Raw genomic sequence first — 24140 nt, 5'->3', positions numbered from 1 at the left:
GGACGTAAATCGGGGTATAGAAACCCTGGTTTACGTCCATTTATTTAAGAACTGCGTGAAGGTATCTTTGTACTGGTCGCTAACGGGAATCGTGACATTGCCGATTTGAATACTGTTGCGGGTCAGAGAAGTGATTTTATCCAACGAAACAATAAATGACCGGTGTACCCGCATAAACTTACGGGCGGGAAGTCGGTCTTCGAGGGCTTTGAGGCTGGTTAGTGATAAAACGGGCTTCGTGGTGCTTTGCAAATGGACTTTTACGTAATCTTTAAGCCCCTCGATGTACAGAATATCATTGTACGATACCCGTACCAACTGGTACTCCACTTTCAAAAACAGCGAGTCTTCTTCGGGTTCTGGCGCGGTCGCGGCAGGGGCAGTAGCTGCGGGGCGATTGATTAATTCAAAGTAGGCTTTAGCTTTGGTGGCCGCCCGCAAAAATTCTTCGTAATTAAACGGTTTGAGCAGGTAATCTAAGGCATCAACTTTGTAACCTTCGAGGGCGAAATTGTTGAAAGCCGTCGTAAAAATAATGCGAGGACCAGCGCCCCCTTGTTGCGATTGCCCCAATACCCGTGCCAGTTCAATGCCTGTCAAATCAGGCATTTGAATGTCCAAAAATATTACATCCACCTGCTGACGATGCAACGCCTGCAAGGCTTCGATGGCGCTGGAATACTTTCCGACCAAATGCAAAAAAGGCGTTTTTTCAATGAAAACACTCACCAATCCAAGGGCGAGGGGTTCGTCATCAACGGCGATGCAGTTAAGCGTCATAATGCGCGGGGCTTAAAGTGGACGTTTGCTGTTTAAGGGGGGCAGTATGGAGGGTTAATTCTACCAAATACTCATCGTTGGGGGTGTGTTCGGTAATGACCAAAGCGTATCGATTAGGATATAATAAATCAAGTCGGCGACGCGTGTTGACCAAGCCTATTCCGTTACTTTCATCCAACGTAACCCTTTTTTCAGTAAAGAGTGTATTCCTCACTTCTACCCGTAGGGTTTGTTCGATTTGGGTCAAGCCAATGAAAATTTCGCTCGGACGCGTGGCGCTGACCCCGTGTTTAAAGGCATTTTCAAGAAAAGGCAAAAGCAGCATCGGCGCAATGGCTACGTCTTGGTGCGCGGCGGGCAAGTCAAAAGTTACTTTGACTTTGTCGGTCAAACGGAGTTGCATCAATTGAATATAATCCTGCAAAAAAGCAATCTCCTGACTCAGTCGAACGGTGCCTTCTTTGGTTTCGTACAACACATAGCGCATCATACGCGACAAACGGTGCAGGGCTTCTTGGGCCGATTCTACATCCATCATGGTGAGGGCGTAGATGTTGTTGAGGGTGTTGAAAAAGAAGTGAGGATTGATTTGTGCTTTCAAAAAAGAAAGCTCTGAAACTACCTTTTCGCGTTCTAACTGTTCACGAATTTGGGTATCCTTCTGCCATTTTTGCACAACCGTTAAACTGGTACTGACCCCGAGTGATAAAAGCGAATACAAAAAGGTAAACATATCAAAACGATGCCCACGATTGGGATTAAAAGGGCGGTCAGGACGGATTGCCTTATGCCATAGTTCGGGCAAATTGAGCCAAGATTCTACCCCCTGAATGGTCCAGTAAATGATGATTACGGCCCCCACAATAGAAGTGATGTACCAAAGCGAGTGATTTTGAAACAATAAACGAGGCAGAAGAACCTTGGCATTGAGGTAGAAAGCACTCGCGAGCAATCCCAACAAAATGCCCTGCTTTATCCAATACTCATCGGGCATCGTAAAACGCCCGCCAAAGGGTGGCATCATGACCAGCGCGGCCAATAACCCCCAAGCTAATACATGGATAACAAGGGTTATATTTTTTCTATTTGGACGAAGTAACATAGTTGTATTTTTTTTAGGTCGGTCGATAGGTATACAAATCGACTTTTTCAAAATGACAACAATCCTATTAAAACAATTTCATACTTCTTCTAGCAATCGCCAGTTTGCTCATTTTTACCGATAATTGAACATTTTTTATCTTTAAAGGTACCTATTCTACCTTGTTGACGCCCCAAAAGGCAACTCATCGGTCATTAATCGTCGCTTATCGGTATTATACGGGCGGTCGGTCTATTGTATTTTTTTGTGAATATAAGTCGACGTTACTTTGAATCATCAAAACGGAAAAATCCGTCATCAATATAAAAGAAACGCGACGACAAACAAATAAAAAAATGAAAACACTTATCACCTCCATTCTTTTTGCGTTAGGTATGACAGCCGCCTACGCTCAGTTTCCCGGTGGTCCCGGCGGTATGCAAGGTGGCGACGGAAACGGCCGCAACAGAAATACCGGTGCTATGCAAACCCCTGCCTTGAACCTAGAAGGAACCGCTCCCAAAGGCAATTCAAAGATAACGGGTTTTGTGATTGATTCTGCCGCTACCCAAGCCGTTGAATTTGCCAATATCGCCCTTTACAGCAAAGCAACTGGCAAAGCCATCGACGGAACAATGGCCGATGAAAAAGGAAAGTTTACCCTTAAAAGCATTGCCGTTGGAGAATATAAGTTGATGATTTCCTTCATCGGATTTAAAGATAAAACAATTGACAACTTAAAAATTGCCAAAGGTCAAGACCTAGATTTGGGCGTCATCAAAATGAACCCAGATATCAGAACGCTTGATGAGGTTGTGGTAACGGGCGAAAAATCTCTCATTGAAGAAAAAGTAGACCGCTTGGTGTACAACGCCGACAAAGACCTTACAGCCCGAGGCGGTGATGCAGCTGATGTGCTCAAAAAAGTACCGATGTTGTCGGTAGATTTGGACGGGAACGTATCGCTTCGTGGTAGCCAGAATATTCGGGTATTGATTAACAATAAGCCTTCTACGATTGTAGCAAGTAGCATTGCTGACGCCTTAAAAATGATTCCCGCAGATTTGATTAAATCAGTAGAAGTAATCACCTCTCCTTCAGCCAAATACGATGCAGAAGGCTCGGCAGGGATTATCAACATCATCACTAAAAAATCAACGCTGCAAGGACTTACCCTCAGCGCCGATGCGGGAGTGGGAGCACGGGGCTCAAACCTTAGCCTCAACGGAAACTATCGCCAAGGAAAATTAGGAATTACGCTTGGAGGTTTTGGACGGGCTTTCTACAACAAATCTGCCACTTCTTTAGACCAAACGATTTTGCAAAACGGCGCTTCGTTGTTGACTAAACAAACCTCTGATGCTTATGATAATGGACTCTTTGGCCGCTACAATATTGGTTTTGATTATGAATTAAGTAAAACACAATCATTGACCGCTGGCGTAAGTTTCGGAACCCGTAACATGGTTCGTTCGCAAGACATGACGAGCAACCTGTTTACTAACAATGCACTGACTTCCACCACGTATCGGGATGTGACTACCAAAGACTTATCCAACAACGTGGACATGAACCTTGATTATATCCGGACCTTTAAAGTGCCAAGTAGAGAGTGGTCAATCTCGACGCAATACAGCCGCAACAACCTCACCAACAATTTCAATGCCGATTTGCTCAGTGAAAGCAGCGCGTTGTTGAGCCGTCAGAAAAACCTGAATGCCAACCTCAACCAAGAAGCCACGATTCAGACCGATTATCAGACGCCCATCAAGAAAAATCAAATGATTGAGTTTGGGGCCAAAACGATTATGCGTCAGGTAAACAGCGATTATAGCTACCAAGTAGCAGGGCCTACGGGTGCCTTTGCCGCCGACGCCCGCAACCCTGTTGGTAATTTGGATTACAGCCAAAGCATTGTGTCGGGGTACTTATCTTACACTTATTCAACCGCCAATAAATACACATTCAAGTTGGGGTCACGGTATGAGTACACCACCATTGATGCCAAAGACCAAATCGGTAAAATCTCGATTCCAAGCTACGGAACGCTCGTGCCAAGCATTAACGTATCCAAAACCATCAAAGCAGGAACAACGCTGAAAGCCGCTTACAACCGTCGTATCCAACGCCCAGGTTTGCAACAGTTGAACCCCAACTACAACGCCGCCAACCCGTTCAACATCAGCATCGGAAATCCAAACTTGAAGCCTGAAATGACCAATAACTTTGAGGTGAGCTTAAGCACGAGCATTAAGAAAACTTACTTAAATGCCTCGGTATTTAGCCGCTCTACCAACAACAGCATCATGCGCCTGAGCGCTCCTTCTGATACCTTGGCGGGTGCCATTATCACCACTTTCCAAAACATCGGTAAGCAGCAAGTAATGGGTGCCAACGTATTTGCCAACGTGTATCTGACGCCCAAGTGGACATTGAACGGTGGGGTAGATGTGTATTACAACTACCTCGAAGGAAAAGTACAAGGATTGGATGGTACTTCGATTAATACCAGCAACTCTGGCATCGTTATTGGCGGACGTGTGATGTCGAGCCTCGCGCTTAACAAAGGTTGGGCCATGCAACTACACGGCGGGATGCGCGGAAACCAAGTCACGCTTCAAGGGGTTCAGGGTAGCTTTTACATGTACTCATTTGGGGTGAAGAAAGACCTGAACAACAAAAAAGGAAGCATTGGTTTAGCAACCGAAAACTTCTTTGGTGGAATGAAGATGAAATCTACCTCAGTAACGCCGATATTGAACCAAACGATGGTCAACAATATCTACAACCAAAACATCAAATTGACATTCAGTTATAAAATTGGTAAAATGACTTTCGTCGCTCCTAAGAAAACCAAAGGTGTGAAAAACGACGACGTGAAAGAAGGTGGAGATAACAACTAAATTCTTCCTCTGACAATCCAAAATAAACAGCAATGAATGGATTAAAACTTGGGCTGGCTTCAATGGCAACTGTTGTAGCTGGCCCCTACCAAACAATCCCTGAAGTACAGGGATTGTTTGTTTCACACCTCGAAAATGTACTAGGAACATCGTTTGATTTAAAAATTGTGGCTCGTTCTTATGCCGCCGCTAGGCAAACTGAAAAGGTTGTTTTAGCAGAAATAGAGCGTCTGAACAACATTCTCAGCAGTTATCTGCCCACCAGCGAGTTTAGCCGTTGGGGGATTTCTGCACCACAAACCACACCAGTATCCGAAGATTTGTGGGCGGTTTTGAACGAATTCACCGAATGGCATCAGCAAACAGATGGCGCTCTCAATGCCGCCGCAGAGGTCATTAATCAACTCTGGCAAAAAGCCGCTCAAACGCAGACCTTACCTTCCGAAGCAGAACGACTGAATGCGGTCTTAGCGGCCAATCAAACCCACTGGAATCTTGACCCCGCCCATCAAACCGCCACCCGGCTCAGCCAAGCCCCTTTGCGGCTGCATACGTTTGCCAAAAGTTATATTTTGGCCCGTGCCGCCGAAGCGGCCCTCAAAAATGCGGACGTTGATGCGGTGGTTTTAAACAGCGGGGGAGACTTAGTCATACGGGGAAATTGGACAGAAACCGTTGCCCTAACCGACCCCAAGACCCATGCCGAAAATGCTACCCCTTTGACCTTGCTTAATGTTAGCAACCGGGCGGTAGCAACGAGCGGCAATTATCGCCGAGGTGTTTGGGTAAACAAAAAATGGTATTCGCACATTGTTGACCCCCGCACGGGCGTGCCTGCTCAGGACATTATCAGTGCCACGGTAGTACACCCCAACGCGGTCACCGCAGGAGCACTGGCAACGGCATTTAACGTGCTTACCCCAGCCGAAAGCATCAAATTGGCGGCTTCTATACCGCAGACCGACTACCTCATTGTCACCAAAGAAGGCCGATCATTTACAAGTCCTGACTGGAACGACTTAGCAACGCCTCCTACGTCGAATCCTTCCGTAAAAACGGCCCATATTTTATCAGTTTCAAACATTAAAGATAAACTCTGGAATGCCAATCAAGAGCTGCTTGTTTCGTTTGAACTCAGTCGGTTTGAGGGGCGTTCGCATCGGCCTTTTGTAGCCGTGTGGATTGAAGACCAAAACCATGTTCCTGTGCGTCAATTGGCGATTTGGTACAACAAACCCCGCTGGCTTCCTGAATTACGGACTTGGTACTCCATGCAGCGTAGCAGCGGTTTGAATGCTGCCTCTATTGCGAGCGCTACTCGCTCAGCGGGCGCCTACTCATTGGTTTGGGACGGCAAAGACGACCAAGGGCAGTACGTAAAACAAGGCAAGTACACCATCAATATTGAAGCGGCCCGCGAGCATGGTACGTATCAATTGATACAACAAGAAATGGATTTTAACGGAAAACCGAAACAACAGACCCTTAATGGAAACACCGAGATCGCAGCCGCAGCCTTGGACTACCGCGAGAAAGGAAGCAACCGTTAATACCCGAGCGCGTGCTTCCGACGGAAATGCTGCTTGGCAGCGCCAAATGCCCGCACTGGTGCGTTGGCTTCATTTGTATCTTTCGATGTTCAGCTTTGCGTTGGTGTTGTTTTTTGCCGTCACTGGCTTGACGCTTAACCACGCAGATTGGTTTGACGATGCCTCTCGTACTTCTGAATATAAAGGGATGTTGAATGCAAGTTGGACAAACGTTGCCGACACATCAAAGGTGAATAAATTGGCAATTGTTGAGCATCTGCGAGCAGCGCACCACCCAAAGGGAGCCATGAGTGACTTTCGCATTGATGCAGCTGAATGTTCGGTGGCGTTTCGGGGCCCAGGGTATACGGCCGATGCATTCATAAACCGCTCCACGGGAGCCTATCAACTTACCGAAACCCAGATGGGCTTGGTGGCCGTCATCAATGATTTGCATAAAGGACGCGACACGGGAAAAACATGGTCGCTGGTGATTGATGCATCTGCCATATTTATGACGGTAGTTTCATTGACAGGACTGCTACTTTTATTTTTCTTAAAAAAGCGTCGCGCAAGCGGCTTGTTATGGACTTTGATAGGACTGGGCGTTTGTGTAGCACTATACGTGTTTTTATTTTAATGCCTTTTAAATTAAAAGATTGCGTCAAGAAATTTAGGTTTTTTTTCAGCTTGAGAAAAGCACCGTAATATCAAGAATAACTAAAGACAGTGTAAAATAGATAATTGTGGGCTATTCAAACGGCGGGTATTTGCCCGCCGTTTGATTTTTGTATCCAATTGATACAAAGTGCTATTTTGAAATTTTCTAAATTAAACTATATGACGTTTTAAGTGCAACAGCATCATCCGATTGTACGTAATGGTAGGAAAGAAAATATTCAATCATTATCAAACTGCGGATGAATAGGTATCAATTTTTGAAGTCAATGGGTTTTCGAGGAGCTGCTTTGATGGCAGTAATGACTTCGTGCATCAGGGAGGAAGATACATACATTGATGCGTTGGTTGAAAAGCCCACCGATACGACGCCCACTCCAGTGACCACTACGCCAGTTACGACCACCCCAGGTACGACTACGGATTTGAGCACCATTAAAAATCCATTATTAACCCTTGACCTTAGTGCTACTGCCAACGCAAGCCTAAAAACTGTAGGTGGATACATCGCCAAAAGCGGAATTGTAGTGGCACAGACAAGCGCCGGAAATTATGCGGCTGTGACGCAGACGTGCAGCCATGAGCCCAAAAAGAAAATCATTTTTAACAAGACCGAGTTTTACTGCACCGACCACGGCGCTCGGTTTGATTTGACCGGTAAGGGCCTCAATAGCTTCGGCAGTAAGGGGCTTACCGTTTATAAGGTGGCGGTTAGCGGTACCACACTGGTCGTTTATAGCTAAGTATAAGACAAAAAATAACCCAAAAAACTACCATGAAAACAGCCCTCTTAGTCTTGATTACCAGTTTGTTGGCGTCTTCTCCACAATGGGGTGGTGATTTTGAAAAAGCCCGAGCAGAAGCAGCGCAAAATAATAAATATATCCTGTTGAATTTTTGCGGTTCAGACTGGTGCGGGCCTTGTATAAAGCTCAAGAAAGACATCTTCGAATCTGAAGATTTTCAGCAATACGCCGATGGGCGCTTGGTATTGGTTCGGGCGGATTTTCCCCGGCAAAAAAAGAATCAATTGGATGCCAAACAAACCGCCCACAACGAAGCATTGGCCGAAAAATACAATCCACAGGGGAAATTTCCTTTTACGCTCCTCTTGGATGCCAATGGAAAAGTACTGAAAGAGTGGGAGGGTTACCCCAAAACACTGAATACGTTGGCGTTTGTTCATGATATTGCACTCATTGCCGATGCTTCAAAGTGAGTTAGCCGTGAGTTTGATGCTTCATAAAAGGGCGCTTCGGTTAATGGGTAATCGCTTCGAAATCAGCGTCGTAGCCGAAGATGAAGCGTGGGCCAATGACCGAATCGGAGAGGCTATCGCCGAAATCCAGCGGATTGAGGCTTTGTTGACCACTTTCAACGACCATAGCCAAACCAACCAAATCAATGCCCAGGCGGGTATCGCACCTGTCAGGGTGGACCGCGAGGTGTTTGAGTTGATTCGACGCTCGCTACGGATTTCTGAACTAACACAAGGTGCTTTTGACATTACTTACGGGTCCATTGACAAAAGCCTGTGGAATTTTGATACCACTATGACCTCTCTACCTGATGCCGAAACCGCCAAACGGATGGTACGGCTGATTAATTACCGCAATGTAGTGTTGAACGAAGCCAATAGCAGCGTTTTTCTGAAAGAGAAAGGGATGCGTATAGGATTTGGCGGTATCGGCAAAGGCTACGCCGCTGAAATGGCCAAAAGGCTGTTGCTACAAAAGGGTGTAAAAAGTGGTATTGTTAATGCTTCAGGGGATTTAACGGCGTGGGGAAGTCAGCCAAATGGCACTCCGTGGACGATTGGCGTAGCAGACCCGAATGCCAAAAATCAGCCCTTTTCCTACCTGAATATCAGCAATGTAGCCGTGGCTACGTCGGGCAATTATGAAAAATATGCACTCATCGGCGGAAAGAAATATTCTCATACCATTGACCCCAAAACGGGATTGCCAGTGTCGGGCATCAAAAGCGTGACGATTCTCTCACCCAATGCCGAAATCGCGGATGCGATGGCTACGCCCGTGACGGTCATGGGGGTACGGGTTGGGTTGGATTTAATCAACCAAATGCAGGGAATGGCCTGCATTATTATTGACGATAAAGACCGCATTTTCACCTCAAAAAATATCAAAATCAGCTAGTTTGTTATGCGCTGAGTAGGCGTTTAAATGCTGTTTTAACCCCAAAAAATATGAACAGAATCATCAAAACAAGCCTGTTTGCTTTGTTTGTGGCGTCGGCTCTATCTTCCTGCGTTACGGTCAAGGAATACCAAAAAAGCCGCATCAACGACTCTGAAATGGAGCTTTCGGCTCGCAAGTCTGAGAAATTTGAGCAGAGTTTTTACCTCTATCGCGAAGGTGCTTCTGGGGCCAACGGCGGTAAAAGTGGCGGTGGTTGTGGCTGTAACTAGGCTAAATGTCTAACGTCGGCGAGGTTCAAAACCTCGCCGACGTTTCATACCGACGTTTCAAAAACCTCCCCAGTGTTTCAGAGCGCACTTTGCGTCACTGCGTGATTTATAAAATACACTCCCTAAATGAAAAAAATCGTATTAACCGTCGGATTATTGGTAGGCTTGCTAAAAGGCGTCTGTGCCCAAACTACCAACGACAAAGAGGCTTACGAAAAACGTAAACTCAAAATAGAAGAGGTAAATTTGGTTGCTGGTTATTACGGACAGGACGGCAATAATTCAGCCGTAACGGGAGGAATCGGGACTGAAAAATTGAGCAATTTTTCCAATTCGATTGATTTAAAATTGTCATTTATTGATCGAAAAAGCCGCCAACATTTTATCAATGCAGATTTCAACATTGACCATTATACTTCGGCTTCTTCCGATAACATTGACCCTCTGACGATTTCATCAGCCTCGCGCAGTGATACGCACGTGTATCCGTCGTTGTCGTGGACTGTGAAGGATGATGCTACCCGTACCTCTCACGGGTTAAGCTATTCGTATTCAACCGAATATGATTACCAGTCGCATGGTTTTAATGTCAACTTTGCGAAAATTTCTAAGGATAATAATCGCGAATTTAGCCTTAAAGCGGGCGCTTTTTTTGATACTTGGATGGCGATATTACCATCCGAACTGCGACCAGCAGGCTACGGCTCCGCCGCCGAAGGTGACCGCGACCCCGTCGCGTATAAACCCCGAAATTCGTACAATTTAGCGTTGTCACTGTCGCAAGTCATCAATAAACGCCTCCAATTGTTAATTACGGTAGAGCCAGCGTTTCAACAAGGGCTGTTGAGCACGCCTTACCACCGCGTTTATTTTACTGATGGTTCGCATACGGTCGAAAAACTGCCCGGGTCGCGGTTTAAATTGCCAGTAGGAGCGCGCCTAAGCTATTTTCTAGGTGACAAGGTTATCTTGCGGGGATTCTATCGTTTTTACGCCGACGATTGGGGCATGAAAGCCCACACTGCCAATTTTGAAGCAACCTATAAAATAACGCCTTTCGTATCGGTCAGTCCGTTTTATCGTTTTCATAACCAAACGGCGGTACGTTATTTTAACGCCTATGGAAAGCACCGCCCTACGGAGGTCTATTACACGAGCGATTATGACATTTCGGGTTTTACCAGTCATTTTGTGGGTACTGGTATACGAGTTGCGCCCCCCGGTGGCTTGTTCGGTATCAAGCAGTGGCACTCCGTTGAACTCCGCTACGGGCACTACCTGCGCAGTACGGGGATGGTTGGCAACAGCGTAACGCTGGCGATGAAATTGAAGTAGATTTTTAGGTTCCATTTACCGCCCCGACGAGCCACCGTTGGGGCTTTTTGTTGCGGTATAAAATAAAAATAAGCCTTACATATCTCACCATCATTTTGCATCTTTGCGGATGAACACAAACCAACTGACTATCGAACCCAAAAACTAACGACATATAGAAATAGCGTTTAGCTTAATAATCCTGTACTCTGAAACCTAGGAAATTTCGATGCAAACAGGGAAAGTTAAGTGCAACGCTCGCGTGGTCTGCGTGAGCGTTGTCTTACTTTGTTTGCAGGGCTTCCTAGGGCCTCAGAGACGGGTAATGGCAACGACTCACGCTTTTTTATGGTCGGTCTTGACCGCGCTATGACAACAGAACAAACTACTGCTACTATCACTGTCCCCGAAGGTAAGATTAGGGATTACATTGACGGAAAATTTCGTAATGATACGCCCGAAGAATATGTAAGACAGAACATTGAAAAAAGGTTGGTCGGTGAACACGGCTACCCTAAGTTATTGATTCGAGTAGAGTATGCCATAAAAGTTGGCTCTTCAAACAAGCGCGTTGATGTGGCTCTTTTTCCAGAAAATTGTACTGATTTCTCTCAAGAAAACATCAAAATCATCATTGAGTGCAAGAAAGACAGCGTTAAGCCCTCTGATAAAAAAGAAGGTGTTGAACAGTTGAAATCTTATATGGCGGCATCGCTCAACTGCGAATGGGGTATGTGGACAAACGGCCAAGAAAAAGAAGTTTGGCGAAAAATAAAGGATAAGGACAAAGAAAGATTTGAGGACTATATAGATATTCCGTCGTTCAAAACGGATATAGAAGATATTGACCGCCCCAAAAGAAATCAGCAGAAAAAAGCCATTGGGGATAACTTGTTGTTTGCCTTTCGGAAGTGCCACAATGTGATTTACGCTAATGAGGGTATGCAAAAGCAACCTGCCTTTTTTGAATTGTTGAAATTGATTTTCTGCAAAATCGAGGACGAAAAAAATATTGTGGAAGATATTCAGTTTTATGTTACTTCAAAAGAACGTAATAACCAAGACGGACAACTGACCGCAAAAAAACGAATTGCCAAAATCTTCGAAAAAGTAAAAGCAAAATACGGCCAAATATTTGCTACAAATGAGGTTTTGGAACTTTCGCCTCGAACCATTGCTGGCGTGGTGGGTGAACTTCAAAAATACAGCCTTTTAGATACAGCGATAGACGTAAAAGGTCGTGCTTATGAAGAAATTGTTGGCTCAAATCTACGTGGTGATAGAGGCGAATTTTTTACGCCTCGTAATGTAATGGCGATGGCCGTAAAAATGGTAAATCCAAGGCCCAATGAAAGAGTTTTAGACAGTAGTTGCGGTACAGGGGGATTCCTTGTTAATGCTATGAACCACGTGATTGCCCAAATAAAAGAGCGTTGCGAAAAGCAGTTTGGTAAACCCGAAAAGCAATGGAATGACTTTGATAAACAGAGAGTTAGAGATATTATTTCCGATGTGGCCAAACGGAATTTCTTTGGGTTTGACATTAATCCCGATTTAGTGAAAGCCACTAAAATGAATATGGTAATGAACAACGACGGAAGTGGGAATATTTTACGAGAAAACTCATTATTACCACCTCACGAATGGAATAGCGATTTTAAAGAAACATTGGCAAAAGCATTGGGCGTTGAAGTAACTGACCTTACCCACCATTCAAAAATTGGGTATTTTGATGTAATCATTACCAATCCGCCTTTTGGTTCTAAAATTCCAATTGATGATAGCCATATTTTGGCACAATATGCCATTGCTAAAAACTCAAAATCAATGCCTCCTGAGCAGGTCTTTATTGAGCGTTGTGTACAGTTGCTCAAACCAAACGGACGGTTGGCTATTGTGTTACCGGACAGTATTTTGGGGGCGCCAGGTTTGATTGATATTCGTAAATGGCTTTTAGCAAATACCCGCATCGTAGCCAGTATTGACTTGCACCAAGACACCTTTCAGCCTTTTACAGGTGTTCAAACCTCATTATTAGTTGTTCAGAAAAAGACCGAAGAAGAACTACGAGAGCCAAACGCTAACTATCCAATTTTTATGGCAATGGTTGAAAAAGTGGGACACGACAAACGGGGGAACCCAACGCCAAAAAGAGATAAGGATGGGGAGATTCTTTACTTTTCGAAAACACGGGTATTAGACAATGGCGAAATTGAAACCTATGAAGAAACCGAATTGGACGACCATACGCTACTTGTGCCTGATATTTTTACAAAATGGAAAAAAGAGGAGGGAATGTCATGGTAACCAATGATTTGAAATGGACAACTGTACAAAGTTTGGAAGTGGAGCAAGCTAAGTACCGTTTAGAAGCCAATGTTTTTAATATTGATGCCCGCGCTGCTTTTACTACTTTGAAAGAATGTAAATATCCTTCGGTAAGATTGTGTGGTTTAAATGCCTTGGCAAAAGCACATCATTTTGGCAGGTTTAAAAGGGTTTTTGTTGAAAAATCTGATATGCCCATATTTCAACCTTCCCAAATTTTAGACACCAGACCTAAACCTGATAAGTACATTTCATCAAGAACTCAAACCGACATTAACGCACTTAGGGTTAAGAAAAATCAAATTTTGCTAACTTGTTCAGGTACAATCGGGAAATGCACAATCGTTTCTGAGACGTTGAAAGATAAGATATTTAGCCATGATTTAATAAGAATAGAAGCTAATAATGATGAGCATTCAGGTTATGTATTTGCTTATTTGAAGACAAAAACGGGGCAGCTGGTTTTAACTACTAACAACTATGGGGCTGTCATTCAGCACATTGAACCTGAACATTTAGAAAATGTACCTATTCCAAACGCACCCGAAAACCTCAAAAAGGAAATTCACGAAAAAGTGATACGTTCTTTTGCTTTGCGAGATGAAAGCAACGATTTGATAGACAAAGCCGAAAAACTTTTATTGGAAGCCCTCAAACTGCCTGATTTTGATAGTTTAAAGCCTGATTTGTATAGAAACGAGACAGATGTACAAACCTTTATTGTATCATCAGACCAACTCAATGACCGTTTAGAAGGGTCTTTCCATGTACCAATTGTTGAAAAAATCATTGATTGCCTATTGGATAGTGGGGCTAAGGTTTTACCGTTGGGAAGTAGCGAATTGACAAGTAAAATATTTTTGCCTCTTAGATTCAAACGAATATATGTTGAAGAAGAACATGGTACTGTATTTTTTGGAGGGAAACAACTTTTTGAATTGGATCCTTCTGGCAAAAAGTATTTATCTACTTCTATTCATGGCGAAAGAATGACCGCCCAGTTGTTGTTATATGAAAATATGATTTTGGTGACACGAAGCGGAACAGTAGGTAAGGTTAATATTGTGCCTAAACATTGGAAAAAATGGATTGCAAATGATCATGTATTAAGAATAACTCCCAATTCCAATTTGGTAGCAGGTTATCTTTACATTTGGCTTAATTCTGATTTTGGGAAAATGTTAATAGATAGACTGATTTATGGTTCTGTAGTTGATGAAATTGAGCCAGAGCATTTGGCTTCAGTCCCCGTTCCAATCCTACAAGATGAACAATTACTAAAAGAAATCAACGATTTGGCACTAAAAGCTAATGGCTTACGAAGCGAAGCCTACTATTTGGAGCAGGAAGCCATCAAGAAGATGAATGAGGATGTGATTTATGTCAAGAAGTAGCGTACCCAAGTCTATTTTGTTACAAGCCAAATGCCTATAAACCGAAACCAAAGAAATTTTAGAGAATGCCGAAGCCGAAGTAGAGCAAATGATTTTGGAGGAATAAATATTTATATTTGTAAAAAAATCCTGTTATGCTACACTTAGAATATGTCATTTGGAAAGAGGAGCAGTATTTTGTGGCTCAATGTCTGAACATAGATATTTCGAGCTTTGGCGAAACCAGACAAGAGGCTTTAGATAACTTAAATGAAGCCCTTGCACTTTATCTTGAAGATAACAGTCAAGAAAACGTCACCAAAATCGAGCAGCCCGAACTCGTACACGCCACCATTTCGTATGCCTAAACTATATTCTTCCGACTATATTGTGAAGGTGCTTTTACGAATGGGTTTTGAGTTTGTCTCTCAAAAAGGTAGCCATGCCAAATTTCGAAAAGATGGTCATCCCGTTTTAACTGTTATCGTTCCGATGGGTAAAAAGGAGATACCTTTTGGCACTTTTCGCTCCATACTGAGGCAATCGAATTTGAGTATGGAAGATTTTCAAAACTGAAGCCAAAGGAATTTGAAAGAAGGCCAAAATGGAGGTAAAAAGAATGATATTGAGTTGATTTAAAGGTTTAACCAACACAAGAGGTGGAAAAGAATACATTCGCCTCAAAGAATCATATCGAGCTATTTTTGAAAAGGAAACAGACTACATTGCCCCTGTTGCCGACGTTCTTACCTGCGCAGTACGGGGATGGTTGGCAACAGCGTAACGCTGGCGATGAAATTGAAGTAACCTGTCTTATTTTTATAACTTCCCGGTCTCGGATTTGCTTAAAAACAAGTAGCGAGGTCGGGTTTTGTTTTGTTTAAAAATGTATTTCATTAAGGGTAAATAAACTTCAGAATTACGCCAAAAAGTGCTCCTATCAAAAGGTCATTTTGGCGCTCGTAGCGTTTTAACCGTGGTTGCTCTCATTTTTAGGGCTTTTGGGTAGGAATCACCGCCGGCTTCACCAACGAATACATATATTTGTAGTTATATATTATTATGAGTAATTCTGCTGATTCAACTTTATATTATTCGACTACTTAACTGGTATTTTAATGAATTGCCCTAAAAGAATTCCCTCTACCTATATCTCTTTGTACACAATTTTGTTTTGTTTGACTTTCGCAGCCTGTAAAGAAAAAAAAGAAAAACCGAAAGGCGGTGATGATAAAAAAGACAAACCCACGATTGTAGATGTGATGGTAGCCACTTCTCAGCCCGTTACCAATGTCATTGAAGCCAATGGAACCATTATTCCGGGGGAGTCTACGGAACTGCGGCCTGAAGTCAGCGGGCGGCTCACATACCTAAACGTTCCGGAAGGCAAGTCGGTGGCTGAGGGAACGGTAATGGCGCGTATCAATAGCGCCGATTTAGAAGCACAGGTAAAGCGGACGAAAGTTCAGTTGGAGACTGCTACAAAAACCGAAGAGCGACTAAGGAAGCTTTTGGAGGTAAATGGAATCAATCAGAGCGATTATGATGCCGCTTTGAACACGGTCAATACGCTGAAAGCAGATATTGCTTATACCCAAACATTGATTGATAAAACCATCATTCGTGCACCTTTCACGGGGACAGTTGGACTGCGACAAGTGAGTCCTGGTGCGTATGTGACTCCGACGAGTATTCTTGCCACTATGCAGCAATTAGGTAAAATGAAAATCGACTTTACCCTTCCCGAAGAAAACAGCGATCTGATACGGATAGGAAGTGTGGTGAAAGTAAAACTGGAAGGCAGGGATACCACCATGAGAAAAGCTACGGTAATAGCGCTTGAACCCCAAGCCAACCGCCTGACCCGCAACCTGATGGTGCGCGCATTGCTGGATGATTCACGGGTCAACCCAGGGGCATTTGCCAAAGTGATTGTTAGTAGTGGCAATAACAAAAAAGCCATTATGATTCCGACCAATGCCATAATTCCTGACGATAGAAACAGCCAAGTAATTTTAGTAAAAGGAGGCAAGGCTTCCTTTGTCAATGTCCAAACAGGATTACGTACTGCCAATAATGTTGAAATCACGCAGGGAATCAGTGAAGGAGACTCGGTGGTAGTGACTGGAGTATTATTTGCCAAACCTGATGCCATTCTTAAAGTACGAAAAGCAACAAAGCGATGAACATTTCTGAACTATCGATTAATCGTCCCGTGCTTGCCACAGTCATGAACTTGGCAGTGGTCATCTTTGGAGTCGTTGGACTTACTTTTTTGGCCGTTCGTGACTACCCGGCCATTGACCCACCCTTGATTTCGGTGAGTACGTCGTACACAGGAGCCAACTCCGACATCATCGAAAGCCAAATTACCGAACCGTTGGAGAAACAAATCAACGGGATTCAGGGCATACGTACCATCACCTCGTCTAGCTCGCAAGGCAACAGCCAGATTAGCGTAGAGTTTAACTTGGGCGTAGATTTGGAAGCCGCCGCCAGCGATGTGCGCGATAAGGTAAGCCAAGCCGTGCGGAGCCTTCCTCAGGACATAAATGCCCCGCCGGTAGTATCAAAAGCCGATGCCAACGGGGATTTTATTATGATTGTGGCTATTCAGAGTGAAACCAAAAGCCTCTTGGAGCTAAGTGATTATGCCGAAAACGTACTGCAACAGCAGATTCAAACGGTTGATGAAGTAAGTGCAATCAACATCTTTGGGCAGAAAAGCTACGCCATGAGGATATGGCTCAATCCTGACAAAATGAGTGCCTACAATGTGGCTTTCTCGGATATTCGTACTGCACTCAACAGCGAAAATATTGAACTGCCTCCCGGAAAAATATACGGCAACAACACGGATTTAACGATTCGGGTACTGGGGCGCATGACCACCGAAAAGCAATTCCAAGACTTAATCATCCGGGAAGATGCCACGGGGATTGTACGTTTGAGCGATGTTGCCAAAGTAGAACTAGGACCCGAACAACTTGAACAAAGCTGGAAATTCAACGGCTTGCACGCGGTGGGCTTGGCGATTATTCCTCAGCCGGGAGCCAACAACATCAAAATTGCTGATGAGATATATAAACGTCTTGAGCAAATTCAGAAAAGTAGTAAAAGCGATATTCAGCTCAAAGTCTTAAGCGATAACACCAAAAATATTCGTAATTCACTGGCCGAAGTGGAAGAAACCCTGATCATTTCTTTTATTTTGGTGGTATTGGTTATCTTCTTTTTCTTCCGCGATTGGCTCATTGCCATTCGACCATTAATTGATATCCCTATTTCATTGGTCGCTACGTTTTTCATCATGTATTTGGCGGGCTTTTCGGTCAATATTCTTACCATGCTTGCCATTGTATTGGCCACGGGTCTGGTGGTAGATGACGGGATTGTGGTCACTGAAAACATCTTCAAGAAACTCGAACAGGGCTTCCCCATCCGTAAGGCGGCCATTGAAGGCAGTAAAGAGATTTTCTTCGCGGTTATTTCTACTTCCATTACGTTGGCGATTGTGTTTTTGCCCGTGATATTCTTAGAAGGATTTATCGGAAGTCTATTTAGAGAATTTGGGGTAACGCTCGCTTCGGCGGTGTTGGTATCGGCATTTGTATCGCTTACCATCACCCCTGTACTAAACGTGTATTTGACCCGTAAAAAAGCAGGACATGGGCGGTTTTATCAAAAAACCGAACCCTTTTTCAGGGGCATGGAAAACCTATATGAGGTCATGCTAAAGGGCTTTCTTAAAGTACGCTGGGTTGCTTGGATTGTCATTGCGGGTTGTGGAGGAATTATCTGGTTTTGCATGGGTAACCTAAAAAGCGAACTCGCGCCCTTGGAAGATCGCAGTAGCATTCGTTTCAACGTGACAGCCCCCGAAGGAACGAGCTATAGTGCTATGGCACAAATTGCCGACGATTTAGGCAAGTTTTTGTATGACTCCATTCCCGAACGAGATTTTATCTTTGTGCGTACCCCAGGTGGAGGGCCAGGTGGAGGTGGTAGTACCAACAGTGCCGCCCCGCGTTTGGCCTTAGTACCTCCTACCGAACGTACGCGCAGCCAAAGTGATATTACGAATGATTTGCAGAAAAAATTAGGCCGTTTCAATCAAGCACGGGTATTTGCCGTACAAGAGCAAACGATTTCGGTTGGCTTTGGCTCACGCGGGGGGCTCCCTGTTCAATTTATTCTCCAAAATCAAGACTTGGACAAACTTCGGGCAATTATTCCTAAATTTTTGGAGGCTGCACGGAATGATAAAACGTTTGCCAACGTGGACGTAAACCTGAAATTTAACCGTCCTGAATTAAAACTGACCGTAGACCGCATGAAAATCAAGGACTTGGGGCTAACTACCCAAGATGTGATTGCGACGATTCAGGCGGCCTTCAGTGGCGGGCGTTTGGCTTATTTTATTCAGAATGGTTTTCAATACTCGGTCATTGCGCAGGTAGAAAGAAGCGACCGCAACAAGCCCGAAGACATCGGGCGGCTGTATGTGCGTAATGTTCGGGGTGAAAATATCCCTTTAAGTTCAGTAATCAAATGGGAAGAAAGCACCAATCCAACGACGATTTATCACTATAACCGCTACAAAGCAGCGACCATTTCCGCTTCTTTGTCAGAAGGTTATACCATTGGTGATGGTATTGCTGCGATGGATAAAATTGCCGCTAAATTATTGGACGAAAGCTACCAAACCGCACTTTCTGGCCCTTCGAGAGATTTCTCGGAAAGCTCCTCTAATATCCTCTTTGCATTTGCACTGGCTTTGGTGTTGATTTACTTGGTACTGGCGGCTCAGTTTGAAAGTTTCATTGACCCCTTCACTATCATGATTACGGTGCCGTTGGCACTGGCGGGGGCGTTATTGAGCTTGTGGGTTTATGACCAAACCCTCAATATTTTCTCGCAAATTGGGATGATTATGCTCATCGGATTGGTGACCAAAAATGGAATTTTGATTGTGGAGTTTGCCAACAAAAGGCGAGAACAGGGCCTCAAAAAGATGGAAGCCGTGGTAGATGCGGCAACTCAACGCCTTCGCCCTATCCTCATGACCAGTTTGGCTACCTCATTAGGCGCGCTGCCAATTGCGCTGAGTTTGGGCGCTGCTGGTTCAAGTCGTATTCCTTTGGGTATCGTGGTCGTTTGCGGCATTTTGTTTTCTTTGGTACTTACCCTGTTTGTGGTACCTGCCGTGTACACGTATGTTTCGGGGGAGCACAAAACCATCGAATCCGAAGAAACACCTAAAGAAGCAGAAATGCCTGTGCATTAATATAATAGCATTTCGACTTACTTGAATAACGTCGGGATAAATAACGTCGGTGAGGTTCAAAACCTCGCCGACGTTTGTGAAAAAAAGGTTCAAAACCTCGCCCACGTTTATAAAAAACATAAAATCCTTTTTCTGTAAAATACGATCTTCACAATGAAGAAATACACTTTAGTACTGTTCGTTTTATTTCTTTCTTCAAGAGTCTTTTCGCAAAAACTTTCCCTATCTGATGCGGTTAGTATTGCCCTAAAGAACAACCTTGATATTGAAGTGTTGAAAAATAACGTCCAAATCGCCGACATCAATAACCACATCAGCATCGCGGGGGGGCGGCCTACCGTCACTGCGACCATCAATGACAATGAGCAGATTACGAACGTAAATCAGAAACTGAATACGGGCGTAGAAATCAGACGAAACGGTGCTGCGGCCAACCAGTTGAACTCAAACGTAACCGCAACGATATTGCTTTACAACGGAAATCGGGTGAAATTCGTAAAAAAGCGGTTGGAACAGGTGGAATTGCAGAGCCTCCAGTTGGTGAATGCGCAAGTACAAAACACCATCGCGGCGGTGATGACGAAATACTATGACGTGATTCGGCAACAGGCCTATACCCGAACCATTGACCAATCCATCGACGTAGCCCAAAAACGCCTTGACATCGTAAAAGCCCAGCAAAGTGTGGGGCTTGCCAACAATGCCGATTTGTTTCAGTCGCAAATTGATTTGAACACGCTATACCAAACAAAACAATCGCAGCAACTCATCATCGAACAGGCCAAAACCGATTTATTGTTGCTGATGAATGTACGCCCCGATACGCTGATTTCGGTGCAGGATACCATCATCGTAGAGCGCGGAATTGGATTAAACGATATTCTAAAAAAATTAGATAGAAACGCCGAGTTGATGGCCGCCGATTATCAAATTCGGATTGCCGAACAATTGATTAAAGAAACAACGGCCTTGCGTTATCCCTCGCTTCGGGCCAATGCAGGGTATAGCTACAACCGAAATCAACAAGCAGCGGGCTTAACCCTACTCAACCAAAGCAGCGGCCCGCTGATTGGATTATCTTTAAGCATCCCAATTTATAACGGTGGAATATTTAAAAGACAAGAACAAATAGCTGGGATAAATGCCAAAAATGCAGACCTGCAAAAAAGCATTTTGATGCGTAATTTTAGCAATACGGCCGTGCGGACGTATCAAGCCTATACGATGAGCCTGCAACAATTGGAGGACCAGAAAAAGAATATAGACTTGGCCAAACAACTATTGGATTTGACGCTCCAGCGTTTTCAGCTTCGTCAAGCCACCATCGTAGAAGTGCGCCAAGCGCAGCAAAGCTTTGAAAATATAGGTTATACTTTTACCAATCTAAGCTTTGCGGCCAAGGCGGCTGAAATTGAATTGTTGCGGTTGGTTAACGAACTGAAGTAGCCTCTGCTAAAAACTTGCGTTTGCTGTCGTAGGCGAGGCCAACGCCAACGCTGTCCAGTTTGTTTTCTTCGGAAACGGTGGCGTTGGGAAACAATTCACGGAACTTCAACTGTACCGCAGGAATCTCCGTTGAGCCCCCCGTCAAGATAATCAAATCAATGTTTTCTGGGCGTACGCCTGCGTCTTGCACGCATTGGGTGGCGGCGTTGGCCACGTTGGTAATCTCCTGCGTGATGGCTTCTTCAAACACCGTTTTGGCCGTTGTTACGGTAAAGCCATTTTCGATAAAATCCAATGGTGCCTCGTGAACCTCGTCGGAAGTAAGGGCAATTTTGGTGTCTTCCACTACCCCCAAAAGAATGTGCCCGCTTTCCTGCATGAACACATTGAGCAGTCTCGAAAAACGGGTTTTGTCGTGCGATTGCCCCAAATATTGACGCAACAGCATCAGGTTTTTCGGCGTGTACAAAGAATTTATTTTACTCCACTCCGACAAATCATAGTAAAATTTCAAAGGAACGGGTAGATTTTTGTCGCCGTATGTACTTCGGTAGCCCAGTTCGGGCATGAAAGCATGTAGACTCAGGTCTTTGTCAAAATCATTGCCCCCAATCCGGACGCCCGTATTGGCCAGAATGTCGCCTGAGCGGTCGAGCTTATTTAGGTATTTTTGGGAAAGCCGAATCACGGTAAAATCGGAGGTTCCCCCTCCAATATCAACCACAAGGGCCAGTTGTTCACCCGCCACATTTACCTCGTGGGCGAAGGCCGCCGCAATGGGTTCAAACTGAAAATCAATGTTTTTAAAGCCCACATTTTGGGCAATGACTCTTAATTCTTCTTGCGCGTTTTGGTTACCAACGGGGTCATTGTCAATAAAATGAACTGGTCGACCCATGACGACACTTTCAATTTCCTGCTGCGCGTCGGTTTCGGCTTTGTCTTTCAGGTGTTTGATAAATTGGCCGATGATTTTATTGAAATGCATCGGAGCGCCGTTGACCATCGTCCCCTGTTTCATGACCGACGTACCGAGTACGCGCTTTAAACTGCGCATGAAACGCCCTTTTTCGCGTTCCAGAAATAAATCGACCGCTTCACGGCCATAGTGGGGCGCATTGCTGATTCGTTCAAAAAAAAGGGCACTGGGGATGGTTGTATGGTGTTTTTCGACGGGCACCAACCTAAGGCGGTCGCCACGGTAATAGGCAATGGTAGAGTTTGACGTTCCAAAATCTACGCCACAAGATATATCAGACATTCTTTGTTTTTTATTCTCCAAAAATTTCTTTTGCTAACGTTTTATCTAGTCCGTACAAATCATTACGGAAATTTAATTGACCCGTTTGGTCTACCCACGCCGTAAAATATACGATGTAAACGGGAATAGACGGCCGCACGGTAATCCATTTTTCGCTTTGTGTGGCCCAAACGCTCTCCAGTTTTTCCAAATTCCAAGACGGAGTGTCTTTCAATACGTGCAGTGCCAAACGTTCAGGCTCCGCCACGCGGATGCATCCGTGGCTAAACGCCCGCCGCGATTCCCCAAACAGTCCTTTGGAGGGAGTGTCGTGAAGGTAAATGCTGTAACTATTTGGAAATAAGAATTTTACTTTTCCTAGCGAATTTGATTTTCCAGGTTTTTGTCGGATGGTGTACGGAACATGGTTGCTGTAAGCACTCCACCGAACGGAATAAGGGTCGATGACTTTATTGCCCGAAACCACCTCCATGTTGTTGCGAGCAAGATAACCAGGGTTTTGCTTTAAACGGGGTAATATTTCATTTCGAAGGATATTGTTGGGCACCACCCAATACGGATTCAGGACCACATACGACAGATTTCCTTTAAAAATGCTCGTTTTAGTTGCTTCTTTTCCCACCACAACGTTACACATCCAGAGTTGTTTTCCTTCGTCAAAAACGTGTAGTTTGAACTCAGGAATATTGACCAGCAGCATGTTAGGTTCCATCTCGGTCGGTGCCCATCGCAGTCGCTCCATGTTGACCATGATTTGGCGGATGCGGAAACTTACGGGACGGTTGAGCTCGGTGGCGGTGGGGGCGTCTAGCTTGCCGCTTTCTTTTAGGCCCATGCGGTGTTGAAATCGCTTAACTGCCGTGGTCAACGAATCCGTGAAAACACCCGTAGTATCAATGGCTTTTAAATCGCCCAGCACCAGCAACGTTTTTTGTACGTCCAAAAGCACCGAACCCGTATCGCCTTCACCCAATGTTTTTTTGCCAATGTCAATGCTTGGCCATCCTCCTTGCTTTTCGATGCGGCGAAAGCGGCGCAGCTGTTCCTTAAGCAAAGTATAATAACGGTTGACGGGCTCGCGCATGGGATTGCCTTTGGCCGAAACAAGGGTATCGAGCAGTGCTTGATAATTTTTCTTTTTTCGGGGAATAAACCATTCCAAGTCTAACGGATTTTTGATGGTTCCCGTAAAGGCTTTATCGGTGTAATTAAAAAAGGCAGCTGTCAGAAGTAGTTCTAATTTCTGAGCGTTTAAGGGTTTTTTTAGAAATTCGGCAGGGCGGTTTTGTGCTTCTGAAAGTAAGAGGTCAATTTCGGCGTTGTAAAGGCTGCTGTCGGCAAAATCGTTGATGTAGGCTTCGCGTTGCCCGTTGAAGTTGATGGCCGCGTTGGTGAGGCTGTTTTCGCTGAACCACGCATACTGATACGCCCGCCTTTGATAAAATTCAGTAATGTTTTTCTGCGTGCTGTCTGAGATTAAGTGCGTTCGGTAAAAAGCGACCAAGGCTGCACTGTCCAGAATAAAATTGGTATAATTTTGCTTGGAATAAACGCTTGAATCAGGTGCAAAGGCCACCTGAGGTTGTTGTTTCTGACGAAATTGGAAGTACAAAACTACCGCGATAATTGCGACAACTCCTGCACCAAGGACAATATAAAGCCGATTTTTTTTCATTCAACAGCGTTTGGGGGATTTCCTTTCCGCCGCAAATCTACGAATTTCCCCGTCGAA

The 24140-nt window shown here is 44.5% G+C and carries 19 protein-coding genes; 15 read left to right on the top strand and 4 right to left on the bottom strand.

Annotation, left to right across the window (positions count from 1 at the left end):
* Positions 1 to 30: 30 nt before the first annotated feature.
* Both NCI00_RS21180 and NCI00_RS21175 read right to left on the bottom strand, forming a co-directional pair.
* Complete coding sequence (locus NCI00_RS21180; protein ID WP_253530956.1) at positions 31 to 780, bottom strand: LytR/AlgR family response regulator transcription factor; 750 nt, start codon at positions 778 to 780, stop codon at positions 31 to 33.
* Positions 770 to 1882, bottom strand: coding sequence for a sensor histidine kinase (locus NCI00_RS21175; RefSeq protein ID WP_253530955.1), 1113 nt, complete (start codon positions 1880 to 1882; stop codon positions 770 to 772). Before NCI00_RS21175 ends, NCI00_RS21180 begins: the two co-directional genes overlap by 11 nt.
* Before the next feature lie 335 nt (positions 1883 to 2217).
* On the opposite strand from NCI00_RS21175, the gene NCI00_RS21170 reads away from it, so the two are divergent.
* The 15 genes from NCI00_RS21170 to NCI00_RS21100 all read left to right on the top strand — a co-directional run bounded on the left by NCI00_RS21170 (position 2218) and on the right by NCI00_RS21100 (position 21147).
* Complete coding sequence (locus NCI00_RS21170; protein WP_253530953.1) at positions 2218 to 4764, top strand: TonB-dependent receptor; 2547 nt, start codon at positions 2218 to 2220, stop codon at positions 4762 to 4764.
* 62 nt (positions 4765 to 4826) lie between these two features.
* On the top strand, positions 4827 to 6314 hold the full coding sequence (locus NCI00_RS21165) for a DUF2271 domain-containing protein (protein ID WP_253530950.1): 1488 nt from the start codon (positions 4827 to 4829) through the stop codon (positions 6312 to 6314).
* Positions 6253 to 6933, top strand: coding sequence for a PepSY-associated TM helix domain-containing protein (locus NCI00_RS21160; protein ID WP_253530947.1), 681 nt, complete (start codon positions 6253 to 6255; stop codon positions 6931 to 6933). Before NCI00_RS21165 ends, NCI00_RS21160 begins: the two co-directional genes overlap by 62 nt.
* 280 nt (positions 6934 to 7213) lie before the next feature.
* Positions 7214 to 7714, top strand: a complete 501-nt coding sequence (locus NCI00_RS21155) for a Rieske (2Fe-2S) protein (protein WP_253530944.1) — start codon at positions 7214 to 7216, stop codon at positions 7712 to 7714.
* Between the two features lie 32 nt (positions 7715 to 7746).
* Positions 7747 to 8190, top strand: coding sequence for a thioredoxin family protein (locus NCI00_RS21150; RefSeq protein ID WP_253530941.1), 444 nt, complete (start codon positions 7747 to 7749; stop codon positions 8188 to 8190).
* Entirely contained in the window at positions 8156 to 9127 is a 972-nt protein-coding gene (locus NCI00_RS21145) for an FAD:protein FMN transferase (RefSeq protein WP_253530938.1), read from the top strand. The genes NCI00_RS21150 and NCI00_RS21145 overlap by 35 nt, the downstream gene beginning before the upstream one ends.
* A 50-nt stretch (positions 9128 to 9177) precedes the next feature.
* Complete coding sequence (locus NCI00_RS21140; protein ID WP_253530934.1) at positions 9178 to 9399, top strand: DUF4266 domain-containing protein; 222 nt, start codon at positions 9178 to 9180, stop codon at positions 9397 to 9399.
* A 126-nt stretch (positions 9400 to 9525) separates the two neighbouring features.
* Positions 9526 to 10734, top strand: coding sequence for a DUF3570 domain-containing protein (locus NCI00_RS21135; RefSeq protein ID WP_253530932.1), 1209 nt, complete (start codon positions 9526 to 9528; stop codon positions 10732 to 10734).
* Positions 10735 to 10962: 228 nt separating this feature from the next.
* Positions 10963 to 13020, top strand: coding sequence for a type I restriction-modification system subunit M (locus tag NCI00_RS21130; RefSeq protein ID WP_253530930.1), 2058 nt, complete (start codon positions 10963 to 10965; stop codon positions 13018 to 13020).
* Positions 12990 to 14435: a restriction endonuclease subunit S gene (locus NCI00_RS21125; protein ID WP_253530928.1), complete on the top strand. Its 1446-nt coding sequence runs from the start codon at positions 12990 to 12992 to the stop codon at positions 14433 to 14435. Before NCI00_RS21130 ends, NCI00_RS21125 begins: the two co-directional genes overlap by 31 nt.
* 134 nt (positions 14436 to 14569) lie before the next feature.
* On the top strand, positions 14570 to 14782 hold the full coding sequence (locus NCI00_RS21120; protein WP_253530926.1) for a type II toxin-antitoxin system HicB family antitoxin: 213 nt from the start codon (positions 14570 to 14572) through the stop codon (positions 14780 to 14782).
* Positions 14775 to 14990, top strand: a complete 216-nt coding sequence (locus NCI00_RS21115) for a type II toxin-antitoxin system HicA family toxin (RefSeq protein WP_253530924.1) — start codon at positions 14775 to 14777, stop codon at positions 14988 to 14990. Before NCI00_RS21120 ends, NCI00_RS21115 begins: the two co-directional genes overlap by 8 nt.
* Positions 14991 to 15532: 542 nt before the next feature.
* The gene (locus NCI00_RS21110) at positions 15533 to 16600 is read left to right on the top strand and encodes an efflux RND transporter periplasmic adaptor subunit (RefSeq protein ID WP_253530921.1); all 1068 of its coding nucleotides are present in this window, start codon (positions 15533 to 15535) and stop codon (positions 16598 to 16600) included.
* On the top strand, positions 16597 to 19701 hold the full coding sequence (locus tag NCI00_RS21105) for an efflux RND transporter permease subunit (protein ID WP_166560248.1): 3105 nt from the start codon (positions 16597 to 16599) through the stop codon (positions 19699 to 19701). Before NCI00_RS21110 ends, NCI00_RS21105 begins: the two co-directional genes overlap by 4 nt.
* 153 nt (positions 19702 to 19854) lie before the next feature.
* Positions 19855 to 21147 (top strand): TolC family protein, encoded by a 1293-nt coding sequence (locus NCI00_RS21100; RefSeq protein WP_253530918.1) that lies wholly within the window; start codon positions 19855 to 19857, stop codon positions 21145 to 21147.
* Here the strand turns inward: NCI00_RS21100 and NCI00_RS21095 are convergent.
* Both NCI00_RS21095 and NCI00_RS21090 read right to left on the bottom strand, forming a co-directional pair.
* On the bottom strand, positions 21131 to 22408 hold the full coding sequence (locus NCI00_RS21095; RefSeq protein WP_253530915.1) for an Hsp70 family protein: 1278 nt from the start codon (positions 22406 to 22408) through the stop codon (positions 21131 to 21133). The genes NCI00_RS21100 and NCI00_RS21095 overlap by 17 nt on opposite strands.
* Before the next feature lie 10 nt (positions 22409 to 22418).
* Positions 22419 to 24083, bottom strand: coding sequence for a L,D-transpeptidase family protein (locus NCI00_RS21090; RefSeq protein WP_253530912.1), 1665 nt, complete (start codon positions 24081 to 24083; stop codon positions 22419 to 22421).
* Positions 24084 to 24140 lie beyond the last annotated feature (57 nt).

Origin of the sequence: Runella salmonicolor (genome assembly GCF_024158025.1) — a bacterium.
Classification (GTDB): Bacteria; Bacteroidota; Bacteroidia; order Cytophagales; family Spirosomataceae; genus Runella; species Runella salmonicolor.
Note: the sequence above shows the minus strand (reverse complement) of the source record. Positions and strands in the feature narration are given on the sequence as shown.

Excerpts from the sequence above, each read along its gene's own strand:
- NCI00_RS21180 (WP_253530956.1), bottom strand. The coding sequence starts at position 780 with ATGACGCTTAACTGCATCGCCGTTGATGACGAACCCCTCGCCCTTGGA.
- NCI00_RS21175 (WP_253530955.1), bottom strand. The coding sequence starts at position 1,882 with ATGTTACTTCGTCCAAATAGAAAAAATATAACCCTTGTTATCCATGTA.
- NCI00_RS21170 (WP_253530953.1), top strand. The coding sequence starts at position 2,218 with ATGAAAACACTTATCACCTCCATTCTTTTTGCGTTAGGTATGACAGCC.
- NCI00_RS21165 (WP_253530950.1), top strand. The coding sequence starts at position 4,827 with ATGGCAACTGTTGTAGCTGGCCCCTACCAAACAATCCCTGAAGTACAG.
- NCI00_RS21160 (WP_253530947.1), top strand. The coding sequence starts at position 6,253 with ATGGAAACACCGAGATCGCAGCCGCAGCCTTGGACTACCGCGAGAAAG.
- NCI00_RS21155 (WP_253530944.1), top strand. The coding sequence starts at position 7,214 with ATGAATAGGTATCAATTTTTGAAGTCAATGGGTTTTCGAGGAGCTGCT.
- NCI00_RS21150 (WP_253530941.1), top strand. The coding sequence starts at position 7,747 with ATGAAAACAGCCCTCTTAGTCTTGATTACCAGTTTGTTGGCGTCTTCT.
- NCI00_RS21145 (WP_253530938.1), top strand. The coding sequence starts at position 8,156 with ATGATATTGCACTCATTGCCGATGCTTCAAAGTGAGTTAGCCGTGAGT.
- NCI00_RS21140 (WP_253530934.1), top strand. The coding sequence starts at position 9,178 with ATGAACAGAATCATCAAAACAAGCCTGTTTGCTTTGTTTGTGGCGTCG.
- NCI00_RS21135 (WP_253530932.1), top strand. The coding sequence starts at position 9,526 with ATGAAAAAAATCGTATTAACCGTCGGATTATTGGTAGGCTTGCTAAAA.
- NCI00_RS21125 (WP_253530928.1), top strand. The coding sequence starts at position 12,990 with ATGGAAAAAAGAGGAGGGAATGTCATGGTAACCAATGATTTGAAATGG.
- NCI00_RS21120 (WP_253530926.1), top strand. The coding sequence starts at position 14,570 with ATGCTACACTTAGAATATGTCATTTGGAAAGAGGAGCAGTATTTTGTG.
- NCI00_RS21115 (WP_253530924.1), top strand. The coding sequence starts at position 14,775 with ATGCCTAAACTATATTCTTCCGACTATATTGTGAAGGTGCTTTTACGA.
- NCI00_RS21110 (WP_253530921.1), top strand. The coding sequence starts at position 15,533 with ATGAATTGCCCTAAAAGAATTCCCTCTACCTATATCTCTTTGTACACA.
- NCI00_RS21105 (WP_166560248.1), top strand. The coding sequence starts at position 16,597 with ATGAACATTTCTGAACTATCGATTAATCGTCCCGTGCTTGCCACAGTC.
- NCI00_RS21100 (WP_253530918.1), top strand. The coding sequence starts at position 19,855 with ATGAAGAAATACACTTTAGTACTGTTCGTTTTATTTCTTTCTTCAAGA.
- NCI00_RS21095 (WP_253530915.1), bottom strand. The coding sequence starts at position 22,408 with ATGTCTGATATATCTTGTGGCGTAGATTTTGGAACGTCAAACTCTACC.
- NCI00_RS21090 (WP_253530912.1), bottom strand. The coding sequence starts at position 24,083 with ATGAAAAAAAATCGGCTTTATATTGTCCTTGGTGCAGGAGTTGTCGCA.